This window comes from Haloferax sp. Atlit-6N (assembly GCF_003383195.1).
Lineage (GTDB): Archaea > Halobacteriota > Halobacteria > Halobacteriales > Haloferacaceae > Haloferax > Haloferax gibbonsii.
This window is the reverse complement of record NZ_QEQJ01000001.1, coordinates 909,049-926,561: the sequence shown is the minus strand read 5'-3', so window position 1 is coordinate 926,561 and position 17,513 is coordinate 909,049. Positions and strand designations below refer to the sequence as shown.

Genomic DNA, 17,513 nt, shown 5'->3' with positions numbered 1-17,513 from the left:
GGCTACCGCACTACTGCCGGTTGCCGCGGTCGTGGCTGATGACGTCGCCCTCGTAGACGATGCCGCGCTCGGCGTGGAGCGTGACGGTCGCGCCCTGCTTGATGGTCTTCGGGAGCGGCGCGCCCGACACCATCGGGATGTCGAGTTCGCGCGCGACGAGCGCCGGGTAGCCGGTCATGCCCGCGCGGGCGTCGACGATTCCGGCGAGCTTGTCGGCGTCGCCGTCGAACTCGCCGTCGAACTCGGCCGACAGCGCGAGAATCGCGCCCTCGGGCACGTCCGTGAGGTCGCCGTCCTCGGTGCGGTAGAGGGGGCCGGCGACCCGGCCGCTGACGATTTTCCGGCCCGTGGCGACGGGCTCGGCGGCGACGTGAACCTTGAGCATGTTCGTCGTGTTCGTCCCTTCGAGCTCCGTCATCATGCCGGAGAGGACGACGATGGTGTCGCCGGACTCCGCGACGCCGGCGTCGAGCGCGGCGGTGACGGCGTCGTCCATGACGCCCTCCACGCTCGGGCTGTAGTCGGCGTACTGCGCCGAGACGCCCCACGAGACGGCGAGCTGACGGCGCGTCCGGTCGTTCGGCGTGACGGCGACGACGGGGACGCCGGGGCGGAACTTCGCGGTCTTCCGGGCGGTGTAACCGGACTCGGAGACGGCGACGACGGCCGCGGCGTTCACGTCGCGGGCGAGGTAGCGCGCCGAGCGGGCCAGCGCCTCGGTGCGGGAGCCCTCGTCGGCGGTCGGGACGCGCTGTTCTTGGCTCTCGTCGTACTCGGGGCTCTCTTCGACTTCCTCGACGATGCGGGACATCGTCTCGACGACGCGGACGGGGTGGTCGCCGACGGCGGTCTCGCCGGAGAGCATCACGGCGTCGGTGCCGTCGAGGACGGCGTTGGCCACGTCGGACGCCTCCGCGCGGGTCGGGCGGCGCGAGCGGACCATCGAGTCGAGCATCTCGGTCGCGGTGATGACCGGCGCGCCCGCGGCCTGCGCTTTGCGGATGGTGCGCTTCTGGATGATGGGAACCTCTTCGAGGGGGCACTCGACGCCGAGGTCGCCGCGGGCGACCATCACGCCGTGGGCCGCCTGGATGATTTCGTCGAGGTTCTCGACCGCGCCGGCGCGCTCGATTTTGGCGATGATGGGAATCTCCGCGCCGAGGTTCTCGAGGGTGTCGCTGATGGTGTAGACGTCCTCCGCGTCGCGGATGAACGAGGCGGCGACGTAGTCGACTTCCTTCTTCGCGGCGAGCTTCAGGTTCTCGTAGTCGGAGTCGGTGATGAGGTCGATGTCGAGGTCGACGCCGGGGACGTTCACGCCCTTGCGCGAACTGAGCTTCCCGCCGGAGACGATGGTCGCGTGGACCGAGTCGTCCTCGACGCGCTCGACGGTGGCCTCGATGCGGCCGTCGTCGAGGAGGATGGTGTCGCCGGACTCCGCGGCGGTGATGGAGTACGACAGCCCGACCGCCTCGGGCGTGGCGTCGTCGCCCTCGTAGAAGCGGACCTCGCTTCCGGTTTCGAGGTAGATGTCCTCGTCGATGTCGGCGGTTCGGACCTCGGGGCCCTGCAGGTCGAGCATGGCCGCGAGCGGTTCGTCGGTCGCGTCGTCGACGGCGCGGATGCTGTCGATGACGTCGGACCGGTGTTCGACGTTGCCGTGGCTCGCGTTCATCCGGGCGACGCTCATGCCGGCGTCGGCGAGCCCGCGAATCGTCTCCCGGTCGAAGGACGCGGGACCGAGGGTGCAGACGATTTTTGCGTTTCTCATGGCGTCGCCTACGAGTGACTGATAAAAAAGCCCGATGATGAACTCGGTGTCGAGTAACGGGTTCGCATACGTACTCTCTATAGTTCGCCCGTCGAACTGACCGCTCGGTCGCCGTCACGAAACTATAATGGTCGTTCGGTAAATTTCTCCGTCGTGTCTGACGTAGCCGGGGTCGCGGAACTCGTTTCTGTCCGTTCCCTCCCGGAGGGTCACGGTCTCGCCTCCGAGCGCCTCCCGAAACGCCGACTGCTGGGCCGGCGCGAGGTTCTGGTACGAGACGGCCCCCTCGCCCTGCGGGAGGTCGTCGACTCGGGCGACGCTCAGTCTCGCGGTCCCGCTCGCGCCGCCGAGACAGCCCGTCGAGACGACGAGCGCCGCGGCGAGTAACACGCTGAGTCGCATGGCGGCGCTCCAGCGTCGCCGCTCAAATCGGCTCCGGTTGCGACGCGGGATTCGAGCGTCGAACGCCGACTCAGCCGGAGACGGTCGTCCGGTAGATGTCGCCGTCGTACCGGACGTAGCCGGGGTCGGCGAACTCGTTTCTCGCGGCCTCGTTCGGTATCGCCGCCGGTTCGCCGGTCGAGACTGCCTCCTCGAACGTCTCGCGTTGGTCGGGGTCGAGGTTGCCGAAGGCCACCGCGCCCTGTCCCTGCGGGAGTTCGTCCACGCGCTCGACGGTCAGGGTGCCCGCGCCGCCGCCCGTGACCGCGGCGACGACGCCCGCGAACACCGCGAGCGCGACGACGATTCCGACCGCTTCCCGTCTTCCGATTCGCATGGGCGACGCTCGGGAGTCGGCGCAGTTAGGCGCTGTGGTCCACGCCTGATACGAGGGCGGTGGGGCGGTCGAGACGGCGCGTCGGAAAAATCGGGTCGTGAGCGGTCGCGTATCGGGTCGTAGACGGTCGCTTACTGGACTTTCGTGCCGGGGACGGCGTCGCCGTGGGTCGTCAGGATGTCGGCCTCGTCGCCCGCGGCCAACAGCATCCCGTTGGACTCGACGCCGAACAGCTCGGCCTTCTCGAGGTTGGCGACGATGATCACCTTCGACCCGGCGAGCGAGTCGAGGTCGTGGAGCTGTTTGATGCCGGCGACGATTTGGCGCTCTTCGACGCCGATGTCGACGGTGAGCTTGGCGAGTTTGTCCGCGCCGTCGATGCCCTCGGCGGCGACGATTTCGCCCACGCGGATGTCGAGCTCCTGGAAGTCCTCGAAGGAGATGCGGTCGTCGGCGAGGGGTTCGAAGTCGATGTCGGCGTCAGAGTCGGAGTCTGCGTCCATATCCTCCTCGGCGTCCTCGTCGGACTCGTCGCTTTCGGATTCCGTCTCGGCCACGCGCGCTTCGAGCTTCTCGTTGAGTTCCTCGACGCGCTCGTCTTCGATTTTCTCGAACAGCGCCGCGGGCTCGCCGAAGGACGCCGGTGGAGCTTCGAAGGCGTCGTCGACGCCGGTGTCGGTCACCGAGCCGTCCTCGCCGAGTTGCTCCCAGAGCGCCTGCATCTTGCCCGGCGCGACGGGGAAGAACAGCACGGCGATGGCCTTCGCGATTTGGACGCAGTCGCGGATGACCTGCGCCGCGGCCTCGGGGTCCTCGTCGGTGAGCTTCCACGGCTCGTTGTGCTGGATGTACTCGTTGCCGAACTGCGCGAGGCGGACGGCGGCGTTGCCGGACTTCCGGACCGAGTAGTCGTTGATGCCGGCTTCGAACTCGTCGATGGCCTCCTGAATGCGGGCTTCGACTTCCTCGGACACCTCAGCCTCGGGCGTCCCCTCGAAGTTGCGGTACGCGAAGAGCATCGACCGGTAGAGGAAGTTGCCGACCGTGCCGACGAGTTCGCTGTTCACGCGGTCTTTGAACTTCGACCACGAGAAGTCCACGTCCTGCTGGAATCCGCCGTTGGTGGCGAGGTAGTACCGCAGCAGGTCGGGGTGGAAGCCCTCGTCGAGGTACTCGTCGGCCCAGACGGCGCGGTTGCGCGAGGTGGAAAAGCCCTTGCCGTTGAGCGTGATGAAGCCGGAGGCCATGACCGCGCGCGGCTCGACGTAGCCCGCGCCGCGGAGCATCGCCGGCCAGAAGACGGTGTGGTGCTGGATGATGTCGCGGCCGATGATGTGGACGATGTCACCGCCGGACTCCGTCCGGCGAGCCTCCGAACCCGCGTCGGATTCAGAGACACCGGCGTCCTTCCACGCGGCCTCCCAGTCGAATGTGTCGGCGCCGACGCGCTCCGTGTACTGCTTGGTCGAGGAGATGTATTCGATTGGCGCGTCGACCCAGACGTACAGCACGAGGTCGTCGCTATCGTCACGCCCAGACTCCGTCTGGTCTGCCTCCGAATCCTCGGCGGATTCGGAGACGCCGGGGTAGTCGATGCCCCAGTCCATGTCGCGGGTGATACACCAGTCCTGCAGTTCGCCCTCTATCCACTCGCGGGGCTGGTTCTGGGCGTTCGAGGTGCCTTCGAGGCGGTCGATGAACTCCTGGAGGTAGTCTTGGAGGTCGGAGACCGCGAAGAACTTGTGCTCGCGCTCGCGGTACTCCGCGGCGTTGCCGGTGAGCGTCGAGGTCGGGTCTTCGATTTCGCCGGGTTCGAGGTGGCGGCCGCAGCCCTCGTCGCACTCGTCGCCGCGGGCGTGCGCGCCGCAGTACGGACAGGTGCCCTCGACGAAGCGGTCGGGGAGCCACTGGTCCGCCTCGGGGTCGTAGGCGACCGGAATCTCCTTCTCGTAGACGTAGCCCTCGGCTTCGAGCGTGCGGACGATTTCCTGGGTCAGTTCGGTGTTCGTCTCGTCGTGGGTGTGGCCGTAGTTGTCGAACTCGATGTTGAAGCGGGGGAACGTCGCCTCGTACTTCTCGTGGTGGCGGAGCGCGAACTCCTCGGGCGTGACGCCCTCCTTCTCGGCGTTGACGGCGACGGGCGTGCCGTGCATGTCCGACCCGCTGACGAAGGCCGTCTTTTGGCCGAGTGTTCGCAGCGAGCGACTGTAGATGTCGCCGCCGACGTACGTTCTGAGGTGGCCGATGTGGAGGTCGCCGTTGGCGTACGGCAGTCCACACGTCACCACCGCTGGCTTCTCCGTGGGGAAGTCCTCGTGACTCATATGTGTCGTGTATCTCGGAAGCGGGCCTAAAGCCCGCCGCTTCGGATGCGTCTGTCTGGCGGTGCGATATCGCCCCGAGGTTCGCCGGACCCGACCGTCGTCTCACGTTACCGAGGCGACGGCCGGAGGCGGGTCCACCCGCGGCTAAAAGGGAGCGCGCATACGCATGTTGTCGGGGAGACCCGTCGCGGTCACACCGGTACTGAAGCCGAGCGCGCCTATAAATTATCGGGACCGCTCGGGACCGCCGCACTCGACTGGCTGCGGACGACCGGGCTGCGGACGACCGCGACGGCGACGCGCCAGCACGAGTCACGCAACCGCTATCTCGTCGGCCGACGCCCTGTTCGGCGTGACTACGACTACCGCCTCCCAACCCGCCCGGAGCGTCGGCTTCGCCGCCGTGTTCGCCATCCTCCTCGGGCTGTTCGTCTCCGGCTACGGTCTCCTTCTCGTCCCGCAGTCGCCGCTCGGCGGCGGCTGGATTCTCGCCATCGGCGTCTCGCTCGCGCTCGCCGGTGTCTTCGCAATCGAGTCGGTCGGCCGACGCCTCGGCCTGTCCGCGGCCACGTGCCGGACGCTGTCGCTGTCGTTCGCGGCGCTCGCGGCCGTCCTCTTCGTCGCGTTCGTCGTCGTCAACTACGCGTCCGTCGAGTCGTTCGAGGCGACGTCCGAGACGGCGACGGGCTCGGAAGCGAGCGGCTGACAGCGGTACTGACGGCGGCGCGACGACGACAGCGAGGTGAGCCGACCCGCGCGCGCCCCGCTCAGAGGAACGCCAGCGCCGCCTCGATACCGATGACCGTCACGATGAGTCGGCCGCAGGAGCCGACGAACGTCGCGGCCGCGAACTTGAGGTAGTCGTCTTCGAGGACCGAAAACGCGTAAATCGAGAGCGTGTCGGGAAAGCCCGGCACGCAGAGCGCGGCCGCGAGTCCGGCGAAGCCCCAGTTCTGTGCGATTTGGACGGCCTTGCGCTCGGTCCACCCCATCACGTCGACCGGGAGCCGTTCGAGCGCCCGTTCGACGTAGCCCGACTCCGTCGTCTGACGGCCGATGTAGAAGGCGAAGACGCTGCCTGCGGCCTTGCCCGCGCCGCTGACGAGGATGATGACCGCCAGCTTCGCGCCGTAGGGGAGCCCGAGGTCGAGCGGGGCGGCGAGGACGATTTCGCTCACGCCCGGGAGGGCGAAGGCGATGAGAAACGAGTACGCGAAGATGATGACCAGCCCGACCCAGCCGGTGGCCGTCTCGACGAGCGACGAGAGCCACGAGAAGTCGGGGTACAGACTGAGCGTCAGGTCTGCGAGCGATGCGAACGCGGTGAGAGACACACGAGAGGGTCGAAGCCAGTCGGTTGTAAGTTTTCAGGTTCGGACCGGCTCAGTTGCGCGTCGGCCCCGACCGGAGGTCGTCGAGGTCCGAGAGGAACGCCCGGAGCGACTCGCGGGAGACGTGCGGCATGCAGACGATGCGGAGTTCGCCGCTCGCGGTCCGCGAGATACGCCAGCCGAGGTCCCGAAGCGACTCGAACTGCCCGTCGGGGACGCTCGCGGCGACCAGCGGGAGGTCCGGTTCGACCGCGTCGTAGCCCCGAGAGCGGAGTTCGTCGTAGAACCACTCGGCGTTCGCCTGCTGGCGCTCGTAGGCGTCGCGGTAGCCGTCGGGCCAGAGTTCGCGCATCGCGGCGGCCGCGGAGGCGACGCCCGCGCCGCTTCGGGTGCCGGTGAGGCTCGCCTGCGACGCGGATTCGAGGTACGGCGTGTCGACTGCCAGCGAGTCGACGACCGACTTCTCGCGGAACAACAGGCCGCCGGCGGGGACGACCGCCTGCCCGTACTTGTGGGGGTCGATGGTCATCGAGTCGATTGGCGCGTGAGCGAACGACCACTCGTGGTCGGTGAAGGGGAGGATGAACCCGCCCCACGCGGCGTCGACGTGCATCAGCGCGCCGGCGTCGTGGGCGACCGCGGTCAGCTCGGGTATCGGGTCGACGCGGCCGAACTCGGTCGTGCCGGCGACGCCGGCGACGAGGACGGTGTGGTCGTCGACGGCCTCGCGGACGGCCGCGACGTTCGCGCGGTAGTCGTCGTCGACGGGGACGATTCGGAGCTCCACGTCGAGCACGTCGGCGGCCTTCTGGAAACTGAAGTGGATGCTCTCGGGGGCGACGACGTTCGGGTCGTCGTCGCGGGCGTGGTTGCGCGCGGCTCGGATGGCCTGGATGTTGGCCTCGGTCCCGCCGCTTGTCACGTAGCCGTGGGGGGCCGAGAGGCCGGTGATGTCGCCGAGGTACGAGAGTGCGTCTTCTTCGAGGGCGGCGACGGCCTGATAGGTCGCCGGGTCGCCGGGGTTGGTGGCAAAGAACCGCTCTGCGGCCTTCCGGGCGGCCGGGTGCGGTCGGGTGCACATCGAAGAGAGGACGCGGTCGAACTCCTGCGGTGCCGCGCGCTGCATGCATCCCACTATAACCACACCCAGTATATCGGTTCCGCTCCATTGCGCCACGTCGCCCAGCCGATGGCGTCGCTACCCGGACGAGAAAAGACGGGAGAGGGTGGTTCGACCTCGACGTTCGCCGGGGTCAGCGAACCGAGTCGAGGAGGAGCCGCTGTTCGACGCGCTTGACCTCGTGTTGCACGTCGCGGACGGCGTCGATGTTGGCCGAGATGGAGCTGACGCCCTTGTCGACGAGGAACTGAACCATCTTGGGCTTCGAGCCGGCCTGCCCGCAGATGCTCGTCTTCACGCCGACCTCGCGGCACGTCTCGATGGTGTCGCCGATGAGTTTGAGCACCGCCGGGTGCAGTTCGTCGTAGATGTCGGCGACGTGCTCGTTGTTGCGGTCCACCGCGAGGGTGTACTGCGTCAGGTCGTTCGTGCCGAACGAGGCGAAGTCGATGCCGGCGTCGGCGAGCTCTTCGATGCAGAGCGCCGCGGCCGGCGTCTCTATCATGACGCCCCACTCGCGCTTTTCGGGGTCGATGCCGGCCTCGCGCATGTGCTCTTTCGCCCGCAGCACGTCCTCGGCGTCGTTGACGAGCGGGAACATGACTTCGAGGTTGTCGTAGCCCATGTCGAACAGGCGGCGGAACGCCTGCAGTTCGAGGCGGAAAACGCTCGGGTTGTCGAGGCCCCGACGGATGCCGCGGTAGCCGAGCATCGGGTTGTGCTCGCGCGGCTCGTTCTCGCCGCCTTCGAGCTGTCGGAACTCGTCTGTCGGCGCGTCGAGGGTGCGGACGCGGACCGGCCGCGGGTAGAACTCCTCTGCGGCCTCGCGGACGCCAGAGACGATTTCGTCCACGTAGGCGCGCTCGCCGTTCTGCTCGATGAACCGCTCGGGGGTCTTGCCGAGCGTCAGGACCATGTGCTCGATGCGGAGCAGGCCGACGCCGTCAGCGCCCGTCGCGGCGGCGCGCTCGGCCGCCTCGGGGATGGAGACGTTGACCTTGACCTCGGTCGCGGTCATCGGCTTGACGGGCGTCTTGGGGCGGGCCTCCTCGACGGGCTGGCGCTGTTTCTCCTCGGGCTCTTCGCCCTCGCGGACGGTTCCCTTGTCGCCGTCGATGGTGACGACCTCGCCGTCTTCGAGGGTCTTCGTCCCGTCGCCGGTACCGACGACCGCGGGCACGCCGAGTTCGCGGGAGACGATGGCCGCGTGGGAGGTCATGCCGCCCTCGTCGGTGACGATGCCGGCGGCGCGCTTCATCGCGGGCACCATGTCGGGCATGGTCATCTCGGTGACGATGATGTCGCCCTCGGCGACCTGGTCGAGGTGGTCGAGCTTGGTGACGATGCGGGCGCGGCCGGAGGCGATGCCGGGGCTCGCGCCGAGGCCGCGGATGAGCACGTCGTCGCCGGTCGCGGCCGCCCGCGAACGTCCGCTGTCGCCCTCGTCTTCCTCGCCGTCGTCAGCCTCGGCGATAGTCGTAATCGGGCGCGACTGGAGCATGTAGACCTCGCCCTCGTAGACGGCCCACTCCACGTCCTGCGGCGTCTCGTAGTGGTCTTCGACCAGTTCGCCGAGTTCGAGCAGGCGGGAGACCTCGTCGTCGGTGAGGACGCGCTCGTGGCGGCGGTCGCTCGGCACGTCGCGCATGACGGTCTCGCCGCTCTCCTCGTCGCGGACGCACATCGTCTTCTTGTCCGCGATGGTCGCCGTCTCGACCTCGCCGGTCTCGCGGCTGATGACGTAGTTGTCGGGCGAGACGGTGCCGGAGACGACGGCTTCGCCGAGACCCCACGCGGCCTCGATGATAATCTCCTTCTTGCCGGTCGAGGGGTGTCGGGTGAACATCACGCCGGACTTCTCGGCGTCGACCATCTGCTGGACGACCACCGCGATGTCGACCTTGTCGTGGGGGAAGCCCTTGCGGTTGCGGTAGTAGATGGCGCGCTCGGAGAACAGCGAGGCCCAACACTCCTTGACGCGGTCGAGGAGGTCCTCCTCGGTGATGTTCAGGAACGTCTCCTGTTGGCCCGCGAAGGAGGCGTCCGGCAGGTCCTCGGCCGTCGCGGACGACCGGACGGCGACGAAGGCGTCGCCCTCGCCGACGCTCCGGTAGGCGTCGAGGATTTCCTCCCGCACGTCGTCCGGCATCGGCGTCTCCATGATGAGGTCGTGCGCCGTCTCGTGGGCCGCCTGCAGCGCCTCGGAGTCCTCGTGGTCGACCTCGACCGCGGCGAACAGCTCGTCGTCGATGCCCGCGTCCTCGATGAACGCGCGGTACGTGCTCGCCGTCACGACGAATCCCGGCGGGACGGGAAGCCCCGCACCGGTTAGTTCGCCCAGCGACGCGCCTTTCCCGCCGACCAGGTCGAGGTCGTCAGCCCGTACGTCGTCCAGCCAGACTACAGCCATGTGATGTTCGTATGGTCCCGCACCCCGATAAAGAAGTTTGCGAACGAAACAAGTATGAATGAAAACTCACTCGAAGGCGAGTATGAAATTGCGGCGTCGACCCGGAGGCGGACGTTCTCAGGACTCTCGGCGCGCCCGTCCGTGTTCTTCGCAGAGGATTTCGCCGGTGTCCGGGTCGAGGTAGAACGGCGACCCGGCTTCGACCGGCTTCCCGCAGACCCCACAGCCGTCGTCGTGTCGGAGGAAGTACTTCCCCTCGGCGCGGCCCGTCTCCAGTCGTCCGGCGGCGACGGCCGGTCGCGTCAGTCCCTCGCCGATTTGGGTTCGCTCAGCGCTGTCGGCCTCCTCGAAGCGAATCGGTCGCATGCCGGCTCTTCGTTCTCCCGCGGCAAATCGGTACGGGCAGCGAGGGGTTCATAATCGCTCGCCACGTGACTTCTAGCGTGCTTCCGGAGTGGGTCTTTCTGCTCCCGCCGTGGCTCCTCGTCGGCCTCGCCGCGGGCGCGGTCGCCTCCGTCGTCGTCGCCGGCGTCTTCGTCGTCGGCGGTCGTGTCTTCCCGGAGCGGCGGGTCTCCCGCGGCCCCCGCGTCGACGGGACGGGCCGCCGCCGCCACGAAATCCGCGACTACCTCACCGCCATCGACGAGCGGTTCGTCGAGGACCGCCCGATCCGCGGCGAGACGGTGGCGTTCTTCCTCCCCGACCGCGGCGTCGCCATCACCTTCGACGCGCAGGCGTTCTTCCGCCTCGAACGCGCCGGCGTCTACGCCGTCCTCTGCGAACACGAGATGCCCGGCGGCCAACTCGGCCGGCGGCTCCCCTTCGACGTGCCGGACATCGAGCCCGAACTGGCCGACCTCGACGACCCCGTGTCGGCCGCGTTCGACCGGCTCGACCTCCCCGCGAACGCCTCTTCGGACGCCGTCAGAGACGCCTATCGCGCGCGGGTGAAGGACGTACACCCCGACCACGGCGGCGACCGCGAGCGGTTCCGCGAGCTACGGGAGGCGTACACGATGGCCCGAGAACACGCGGAGAGTTAAGCGGCGAATTCGACGTCGAGAAAACCCGAAACCGGCGCGGAGCTACGGCTCCGTCACTTCGAACAGCACGCCCGCGTCGCGGAGCGCGTCGGTCACGCGCCCGGCGGTATCCGAACTCGCGACGACCGCGGCGTCGAGTCCGCGGGCCGCGGCGTCGGCGGCGACCTCGCCCGGCGCGAACCACGTCCGCACGTCGACCGATGCGTCGCGGCAGGCGACGACGGCCTCGACGCCCGCGGCGACGACGATGTCGGCCTCGTCGCACGCCGCCGCGAGCGCGTCCGCGTCGACCGCGTCGGACTCGGCGAGCCGCGCGGGCGGCACCTGCAGCACGCGGACCGAACCGGGTTCCATCTCGATGACGCCCTCGAAGCCGGTGACGCTGGCCGCGTCGCCCGCCTCGGCGTCGGTGGTGGCGACGCCGATGGCCGGCCCGTCGTCGCCGGGCGTGGCGTGTAGCAGGCCGTCGCGGAGCGACAGGGTCACCGTGTCGCCGGCCGCCACGTCGTCGGTGACGATTGCGGCGTCCTCGTTGACGCTCTCCAGCACGTCGTCGGTGACGTGTTCGGCGAACCGCTGGAGGGCGCGCGCCTCCTGAAACAGCCAGTCGACGCCCTCTTTCGTCACGCGGTAGCGCGACCGGCCCTGCTTTTCGACGAGCCCGTCTTCGACGAGGTCGCGGATGTACTCGGAGACCGCCTGACTCGTCACCCCGACCGCCTCGGCGATTTCGCCCTGACTCACCGCCGGCTGCCGGTCGGCTATCTCGGCGAGGATGCGAAAGCGGGTCGCGGTGCGCTTGTCCTCCAGTGCGCCGCTCATGTGCCGAACGTGGGACGCACCGACTAAAAAGGCCCCTGCTCCGACGCCGGCTCCACCTCCAATTCCGCCGGCCTCTCGCGGGCGTTCGCCCCGGCGCACGCCGCCGATGGTGATTTGTCTCCGACGCCCCTCGATTCGGTCGTGACCCGCGTCTCCGTCCGCGAGCGCGCCGTCTTCTTCCCCGACGCCGACGCGCTCGTCCTCTCGGACCTCCACGTCGGCCGAGCGGACGCCTCGGCGGTCGATTTTCCGCTCGGCGAGGGGACCGACCTCGCGGAGCGCCTGCGAGCCTACTGCGCCGAGTTCGCCCCCGGCGAGGTCGTCTTCGCCGGTGACGTGCTCCACCGGTTCGACCGCGTCACGGAGCGCCACGTCGCGGCCCTCGAAACCCTCGCGGAGACGTGCGGCGACGCCGGTGCCGACCCGGTGTTCGTCGCCGGCAACCACGACACGATGCTCGCGGAGGGCTGGTCGGGAGACGTACACGACGAGTACCGCCTTGCGGACGGGACGCTCGTCTGCCACGGCCACCGCGAGCCCGACGGCGACGCCGACCGGTACGTCGTCGGCCACGACCACCCGACGCTCGCCGTCGAGGGTCGGCGGCGACCCTGCGTCCTCTACGGCCCCGACGCCTACCGCGGCGGCGACGTGCTGATGCTCCCGGCGTTCACCCGCCTCGCCGCGGGCGTCGAAGTAAACGGGATGCGCGGGGCCGACTTCGACTCGCCGCTGGTGCGCGACGCGGACGATTTCAGGCCGCTCGTCCGCGACGCGGAGGCGGGCGAGACGCTCACGTTCCCGCCGCTGGGGAAGCTCCGTCGGTTGCTCTGAGCCGTCGGTTCCGGGCGTTTTAGCCCGCAGAGACCGACTTCTGCTTCTCGCCCGACGAGAACCGAGATTGGTGGCTTTGGCTCGCGGCGACGTACTGCTAGTCGTCATGCCCGCCATCGCCACCGCCGTTCGAACGCACCGATTCGTCAGTTTCGTCGCGCTGACGTTCCTCTTCACGTGGCTCGCGTGGGTCCCGGCGGCGCTCCTCGTCAGCGCCGAGCGCATCGTTCCCGTGTCGTTGCTCGTCCTCGCGGGCGGATTCGGGCCGTTCCTCGCCGCCATCGTCGTCGCCGCGGCCACCGGCGACCTTCGCCCGTGGCTTCGTCGCGTCGTGAGTCCCCGCGCGCCGCCGTTCGTCTGGGTCGCCGCCGCGGTCCTCCCCCCGGTCCTGTTCGGCGCGACCCTCGCGTTCACCGTCGCGCTCGGGTGGACGTTCGAGTCCGCGACGCTCGGTCCGGCTACCCTGTTCGCGGCGCTCCTCGTCTCGTCGTTCATCAGGGGCGGACTCGAAGAACCGGGCTGGCGTGGATTCGGACTGCCGGTACTCCAGCGGCGACTCGGCGCGTTCCGCGCGTCCCTCGTCATCGGCGTCGTCTGGGCCGCGTGGCACGCGCCGCTTTTCGCCATGCCCGGGAGTTCGCAGGCGGGCACGTCGTTCGCCTTCTACCTCGTGTCGGTCGTCGGAATCAGCGTCGTCACGACCTGGCTCTACAACGAGTCCGGCGGGCGCGTCCTCGTCCCCGTCGCGTTCCACTCGGTCTGGAACGCGACCTCGGTCTTCCTCTCGACGGGAATTAGTGGTGACGGCCTGCTCCCCGCCGAGGCCGCTCTGGCCGCGGCCGCGTGGCTGTTCGTCGGCGTGCTCGTCTACCGATACGGCGCGGCGCGCCTGTCTTCGAAGCCGCTCCCGACGAACGGGCTCTCGTTCGCGGGCGAGCGCACTCGCAAGGCCGAACTGCCGCGCGAAGACGGTCCCGCGCGGTCGCTCGACTGACCGCCACAGAAGGTAGGCAGACCGCTCCGCAAGGCGCGCACCGGCTCAGGAGAGGTCGTCGCGGACGGCGTCGGCCGCCTCTTTCCCGCTCCGCATCGCGCCCTGAATCGACGACCACGCGGTGTAGTCGCCGGCGAGGTACGCCCGGCCGGGGGCGTCGCGGGCGTCCGGAAGCGACTCGTGGACGCCGGGCGGTTGGGCGAACTGCGCGAAGGAGATGTAGTCGGTGTGGAGCAGTTCGAGGTCGTCGAAGTAGCGGTCGGGGTACCACGCTTCGAGCGTCCGCCGAGTCTTCTCGAACAGTTCCTCCTCGGAGTTGTCCTGTGCGGCCGCGCCGAGGAACGTCGCGTTCAGGAGTTCAGCGCCCGGCGGGGCGTACTCCGGCGCGACGGTCGACAGCGGGACGACCGTGTTGGGGTCGGGACTCGGCGCGTTGAGCATGATGCGCTTGCCCGCGTCGAGGGCGCTCCCGCTCGGGAGCGTGTAGTACTGGGTGACACAGCCGTGAGCTTCGGTCGGAATCGACCCGACCCCGGTCAGTCGGCGCGCCTCCTTGGGGTCGGTGGCGACGACGACCGCGTCGGCTTCGAGCGACTCGCGGCCCGTGGTGACGACCGCGCCGTCGCCGTCGGACTCGACCGACTCGACGCGCTCGCCGAGGCGGACGGTCGCGCCCTCGTCGCGGGCGGCGTCGGCGAGTTGCTCGGGAACCGCCTGCATCCCCGCCGCGGGGACCGCGGTGCTCCCCGTCGAGAGCATCTTGAAGGTGTACTCGAACACCCGCTTCGACGAGGAGAGCGAGCGATCGAGCGTGATGCCGCCGTAGAAGGGCGCGACGAAGTGCTCGATGTAGTCCTCGGAGAAGCCCCAGTCGCGGAGGTACGACCGGATGCTCCGGTCCGCCGAGGCGAAGATTCCCTCTTCGTCGCGGGTGCTCACGTCCTGTCTGAGCGCCAGCGTCCGGAGCTTGTCGCTCGTCGTCACCTCGGGGTTGCGGACGGACTCGAACAGGCTCCCGATGTCGCGGAAGGGGTCCGAGAGGACCGCGCGCCTGCTCGGTCGGCAGATGGTCGCGCCGGGCGTGAACCGCCGGAGGTCGAGCGCGTCGAGGTCGAGTTCCCGCCGGACCGCGGGGTAGTCGGTGAAGAGGACCTGAAACCCGCGGTCGAGCGTGAAGCCGTCTTTCGTCCGGGTGCGGACCCGTCCGCCGACGTCGTCGCGCCGCTCCACGACGGTCACGTCGGCCCCGTCGGCGGCGAGGTGTCGCGCGGCGACGAGGCCCGCGAGGCCCGCACCGACGACCGCGATGTGGCTATCGTCCATATCTCGTCTCTCGGACGGGCGACACAAAGCCGCTACGGGTGGCGGCCATCGGCCGACGGGAAGGGCTTAGTCCCTCCCCCCGTAAGCCCCGCCCATGCAGACGTCCGACACCTTCTCCGGGCTGGTGTGCACGGAGACCGGCGACGAGTACGACGCGGACGCGACCGGCGCGAGCGACGCCGACGCGCCGCTTGACCCCACCTACGACCTCGACGCGGTCGAGTGGGACGCCGAGACGCTCGCCGAGCGCCCCTTCGACACGATGTGGCGCTACCGCGAACTGCTCCCCTTCGCGGAGCCGGTGACCGCCAACGAGGGCGCGACGCCGCTCGTCGCGGCCGACGCGCTCGGCGAGGAGGCCGGCGTCGGCTCCTTCCTCATCAAGGACGAGGGCCGCAACCCGACCGGGACGTTCCTCGACCGCGGCTTCTCGCTCGCCGTCACCGCCGCGCGCGAGGCCGACGCCGAGGTCGTCGCGCACGCCTCGCCCGGCAACGGCGCGCAGTCGGCGGCCTCCTACGCGGCCCTCGTGGACGCTCGCTCCTACGGCTTCGTCCCCTCGCGGACGCCGTTCCCGAACAAGGCCATGGTGAACGTCCACGGCGGCCAGATGAAGGTCGTCGGCGGGCGCTACCCCGACGCCCTCTCGGCGCTCCACGAACAGCTCAAGAGCGACTGGCACACGCTCCAGGAGTTCGACAACCCCTACCGCCACGACGGCGCGAAGACCATCGCCTACGAGGTCGCAGAGCGCCTCGACTGGTCGGTGCCCGACTGGGTCGTCGTCCCCGTCTCGACCGGCGAACTCGCCTACGGCGTCCACAAGGGCTTTTCCGACCTCGTCGAACTCGGACTGGTCGAGTCGGTCCCCAAACTCGTCGCCGCGCAGTCCGTCGGGTGCTCGCCGGTCACCACCGCGTGGGAGGCCGAAAGCGACGCCCACGAGGCGTGGAACCACCCGGACACCATCGTCGGCGAACTGGAGATTCCGGACCCCGCGGGCGGGTCGCTCGCGCTCCGCGCCGTCCGCGAGTCCGGCGGCGCGGCCGTCGCCGTCAGCGACGACGACGCGCTCGAATCCGCCGTCACCGCCGCCCAGACCGCCGGCGTCGAGGTCGGTCCCGCGGGCGGCGTCGCGCTCGCCGGCGCGTGGGAACTCGCGGACGAGTTCGACGAGGACGACACGGTCGTCGTCGTCAACACCGAGTCCGGGACGAAGAACGCCGACATCCTCCGCAGTCACCTGATGGGACAGGGCGTCTGAGGACCGCTTCGGCCGGCTGGTTCCCCGTTCGAACGTCCACGTTACCTCCATCAGACTTTTACTTTAGACGCATCTAATCCGTGGTATGTTGAGCGACGTGATGGAGGACTACCTGAAGGCAATCTACACGCTCCAGATGGAGCAGGGACCACCGGTTTCGACCTCCGACATCGCGGAGTACCTCGGGAAGACGCCGCCGACCGTGACGAGCATGGTCGGCAAGCTCGAAGAGCGCGGGCTGGTCGACCGCGAGAAGTACAAGGGCGTCGAACTGACCACGGAAGGCGAGACCGTCGCGCTGGAAGTCCTCCGCCACCACCGCCTCTTGGAGGCGTACCTCACGGAGCACCTCGACTACTCGTGGAGCGAGGTCCACGACGAGGCGGACGCGCTCGAACACCACATCAGCGAGGAGTTCGAAAAGCGGGTCGCGGCCGCCCTCGGCGAACCCGAGGTCGACCCCCACGGCGACCCCATCCCGAGCGCCGACCTCACGCCGCCGGACTCCTCGGGGCTGTCGGCGCTCTCCGAGTGCGAGGTCGGTGACCACCTCGTCGTCGCCCGCGTCAGCGACCGGGACCCCGCGGAGTTGGAGTACCTCTCCGAGGCCGGCGTCACGCCCGGCACGACCATCGAAGTGACCGACATCGCCCCCTTCGGAATGGTGACGGTGCGCGTCGGCGACGACGGGCGCGAGCAGAGCCTCCCGGAGTCGGTGGCCCGAACGATTCGCGTCCGACCGCCCGACGAGCCGAGTAGCGAGGAGGTGTCGCCTGCGTGACCGGCTGGTGGGAGATTCTCGTCATCGCCCTCGTCTCCCAACTTGCGGTCCTGCCGGGCGAGAAGGTCCAGTTCATCATCGCGGGCCTCTCGACCCGCTTCGACCCGAAGGTCGTCGTCGCGGCCGCGGGGTCGGCGTTCGCACTCTGGACGGCCCTCGAAATCATGCTCGGGCAGGCGCTCAAAAGCGCGCTCCCGCCGGCCGCGCTCGACGCCATCACCGCCGTCCTGTTCGCCACGTTCGCGGTGTTGCTCTATCGCGCTGCACCCGACGCGTCCGCGGGGAGCGAGGTCGCGACCACCGACGGCGGCGTCTCCGGGTTCGACGACGCGCCGACGGTGTTCGGTCGCGAACTGTCGACGCAGGGCTTCGGCGGCTTTCTGCCCATCTTCGCCATGATGGCCGCGGGCGAGTTCGGCGACAAGACCCAACTCGTCACCATCGGACTGGCCGTGCAGTACGGCGCGACCTCGGCCATCTGGGTGGGTGAGATGCTCGCCATCATCCCCGTGAGCATCGCCAACGCGTACTTCTTCCACCGCTTCTCGGGCCGGGTCGACACGCGCAAGGCGTACCTCGGCGCGGCCGCCCTGTTCGGCTTCTTCGCCGTCGACACCCTGCTCGCCATGGCCACCGACTTCTCCGTCTGGGAGACGCTCGTCGGCACCGTCAGCGACGCCGTCCTCGCGCTGGTCTGACCGGCGGCCGACTATCTGTT

Annotated in this window: 17 protein-coding genes; 7 read left to right on the top strand and 10 right to left on the bottom strand. The window is 69.2% G+C overall.

The annotated features are described in order from the left end of the window. Nucleotides 1-10: 10 nt before the first annotated feature. From pyk to metG, 4 genes are all read right to left on the bottom strand, one after another. Complete coding sequence (gene pyk / locus DEQ92_RS04755; protein WP_004972633.1) at nucleotides 11-1,771, bottom strand: pyruvate kinase; 1,761 nt, start codon at nucleotides 1,769-1,771, stop codon at nucleotides 11-13. A 114-nt stretch (nucleotides 1,772-1,885) separates the two neighbouring features. Continuing rightward, on the bottom strand, nucleotides 1,886-2,173 hold the full coding sequence (locus tag DEQ92_RS04750; RefSeq protein WP_115804633.1) for a hypothetical protein: 288 nt from the start codon (nucleotides 2,171-2,173) through the stop codon (nucleotides 1,886-1,888). Nucleotides 2,174-2,243: 70 nt separating this feature from the next. Next, complete coding sequence (locus DEQ92_RS04745; RefSeq protein WP_008092278.1) at nucleotides 2,244-2,549, bottom strand: hypothetical protein; 306 nt, start codon at nucleotides 2,547-2,549, stop codon at nucleotides 2,244-2,246. A gap of 131 nt (nucleotides 2,550-2,680) precedes the next feature. After that, entirely contained in the window at nucleotides 2,681-4,873 is a 2,193-nt protein-coding gene (gene metG / locus DEQ92_RS04740; protein ID WP_050458769.1) for a methionine--tRNA ligase, read from the bottom strand. Nucleotides 4,874-5,225: 352 nt separating this feature from the next. Between metG and DEQ92_RS04735 the strand changes: the two genes are divergently transcribed. After that, entirely contained in the window at nucleotides 5,226-5,579 is a 354-nt protein-coding gene (locus tag DEQ92_RS04735; RefSeq protein WP_050458770.1) for a hypothetical protein, read from the top strand. A 61-nt stretch (nucleotides 5,580-5,640) separates the two neighbouring features. Here DEQ92_RS04735 and DEQ92_RS04730 read toward each other — a convergent pair whose 3' ends face one another. From DEQ92_RS04730 to DEQ92_RS04715, 4 genes are all read right to left on the bottom strand, one after another. Next, nucleotides 5,641-6,207 carry a YqaA family protein gene (locus DEQ92_RS04730; protein ID WP_004972628.1) on the bottom strand — a complete coding sequence of 189 codons (567 nt, stop codon included), beginning with the start codon at nucleotides 6,205-6,207 and terminating at the stop codon, nucleotides 5,641-5,643. Nucleotides 6,208-6,256: 49 nt separating this feature from the next. After that, nucleotides 6,257-7,330, bottom strand: a complete 1,074-nt coding sequence (gene mfnA / locus DEQ92_RS04725) for a tyrosine decarboxylase MfnA (protein ID WP_115804635.1) — start codon at nucleotides 7,328-7,330, stop codon at nucleotides 6,257-6,259. 127 nt (nucleotides 7,331-7,457) lie between these two features. Beyond that, the gene (ppsA, locus tag DEQ92_RS04720; RefSeq protein WP_050458772.1) at nucleotides 7,458-9,734 is read right to left on the bottom strand and encodes a phosphoenolpyruvate synthase; all 2,277 of its coding nucleotides are present in this window, start codon (nucleotides 9,732-9,734) and stop codon (nucleotides 7,458-7,460) included. A 117-nt stretch (nucleotides 9,735-9,851) separates the two neighbouring features. Beyond that, on the bottom strand, nucleotides 9,852-10,100 hold the full coding sequence (locus tag DEQ92_RS04715) for a hypothetical protein (RefSeq protein ID WP_004972625.1): 249 nt from the start codon (nucleotides 10,098-10,100) through the stop codon (nucleotides 9,852-9,854). 77 nt (nucleotides 10,101-10,177) lie between these two features. On the opposite strand from DEQ92_RS04715, the gene DEQ92_RS04710 reads away from it, so the two are divergent. Beyond that, complete coding sequence (locus tag DEQ92_RS04710; protein ID WP_115804637.1) at nucleotides 10,178-10,777, top strand: J domain-containing protein; 600 nt, start codon at nucleotides 10,178-10,180, stop codon at nucleotides 10,775-10,777. Between the two features lie 42 nt (nucleotides 10,778-10,819). On the opposite strand, the gene DEQ92_RS04705 is transcribed toward DEQ92_RS04710, so the two are convergent. Next, a complete protein-coding gene (locus DEQ92_RS04705) occupies nucleotides 10,820-11,599 on the bottom strand; it encodes a MarR family transcriptional regulator (protein ID WP_115820476.1) in 780 nt (259 codons plus the stop codon). A gap of 141 nt (nucleotides 11,600-11,740) precedes the next feature. On the opposite strand from DEQ92_RS04705, the gene DEQ92_RS04700 reads away from it, so the two are divergent. Both DEQ92_RS04700 and DEQ92_RS04695 read left to right on the top strand, forming a co-directional pair. Beyond that, the gene (locus tag DEQ92_RS04700; protein WP_004972622.1) at nucleotides 11,741-12,433 is read left to right on the top strand and encodes a metallophosphoesterase; all 693 of its coding nucleotides are present in this window, start codon (nucleotides 11,741-11,743) and stop codon (nucleotides 12,431-12,433) included. A 70-nt stretch (nucleotides 12,434-12,503) separates the two neighbouring features. Then, a complete protein-coding gene (locus tag DEQ92_RS04695; protein ID WP_233516824.1) occupies nucleotides 12,504-13,427 on the top strand; it encodes a CPBP family intramembrane glutamic endopeptidase in 924 nt (307 codons plus the stop codon). Between the two features lie 45 nt (nucleotides 13,428-13,472). On the opposite strand, the gene DEQ92_RS04690 is transcribed toward DEQ92_RS04695, so the two are convergent. Further along, a complete protein-coding gene (locus DEQ92_RS04690; protein WP_115820474.1) occupies nucleotides 13,473-14,750 on the bottom strand; it encodes an NAD(P)/FAD-dependent oxidoreductase in 1,278 nt (425 codons plus the stop codon). 94 nt (nucleotides 14,751-14,844) lie between these two features. Between DEQ92_RS04690 and DEQ92_RS04685 the strand changes: the two genes are divergently transcribed. The 3 genes from DEQ92_RS04685 to DEQ92_RS04675 all read left to right on the top strand — a co-directional run bounded on the left by DEQ92_RS04685 (nucleotide 14,845) and on the right by DEQ92_RS04675 (nucleotide 17,493). Further along, nucleotides 14,845-16,014: a threonine synthase gene (locus DEQ92_RS04685; protein ID WP_115820473.1), complete on the top strand. Its 1,170-nt coding sequence runs from the start codon at nucleotides 14,845-14,847 to the stop codon at nucleotides 16,012-16,014. 85 nt (nucleotides 16,015-16,099) lie between these two features. After that, nucleotides 16,100-16,795, top strand: coding sequence for a metal-dependent transcriptional regulator (locus tag DEQ92_RS04680; protein ID WP_004972618.1), 696 nt, complete (start codon nucleotides 16,100-16,102; stop codon nucleotides 16,793-16,795). Then, nucleotides 16,792-17,493, top strand: a complete 702-nt coding sequence (locus tag DEQ92_RS04675; RefSeq protein WP_004972617.1) for a TMEM165/GDT1 family protein — start codon at nucleotides 16,792-16,794, stop codon at nucleotides 17,491-17,493. The genes DEQ92_RS04680 and DEQ92_RS04675 overlap by 4 nt, the downstream gene beginning before the upstream one ends. The last annotated feature ends 20 nt before the right edge of the window (nucleotides 17,494-17,513 follow it).

Coding starts and splice junctions, on each gene's coding strand:
- pyk (WP_004972633.1), bottom strand. CDS start 1,771: ATGAGAAACGCAAAAATCGTCTGCACCCTCGGTCCCGCGTCCTTCGAC.
- DEQ92_RS04750 (WP_115804633.1), bottom strand. CDS start 2,173: ATGCGACTCAGCGTGTTACTCGCCGCGGCGCTCGTCGTCTCGACGGGC.
- DEQ92_RS04745 (WP_008092278.1), bottom strand. CDS start 2,549: ATGCGAATCGGAAGACGGGAAGCGGTCGGAATCGTCGTCGCGCTCGCG.
- metG (WP_050458769.1), bottom strand. CDS start 4,873: ATGAGTCACGAGGACTTCCCCACGGAGAAGCCAGCGGTGGTGACGTGT.
- mfnA (WP_115804635.1), bottom strand. CDS start 7,330: ATGCAGCGCGCGGCACCGCAGGAGTTCGACCGCGTCCTCTCTTCGATG.
- ppsA (WP_050458772.1), bottom strand. CDS start 9,734: ATGGCTGTAGTCTGGCTGGACGACGTACGGGCTGACGACCTCGACCTG.
- DEQ92_RS04715 (WP_004972625.1), bottom strand. CDS start 10,100: ATGCGACCGATTCGCTTCGAGGAGGCCGACAGCGCTGAGCGAACCCAA.
- DEQ92_RS04705 (WP_115820476.1), bottom strand. CDS start 11,599: ATGAGCGGCGCACTGGAGGACAAGCGCACCGCGACCCGCTTTCGCATC.
- DEQ92_RS04690 (WP_115820474.1), bottom strand. CDS start 14,750: ATGGACGATAGCCACATCGCGGTCGTCGGTGCGGGCCTCGCGGGCCTC.
- DEQ92_RS04685 (WP_115820473.1), top strand. CDS start 14,845: ATGCAGACGTCCGACACCTTCTCCGGGCTGGTGTGCACGGAGACCGGC.
- DEQ92_RS04680 (WP_004972618.1), top strand. CDS start 16,100: ATGTTGAGCGACGTGATGGAGGACTACCTGAAGGCAATCTACACGCTC.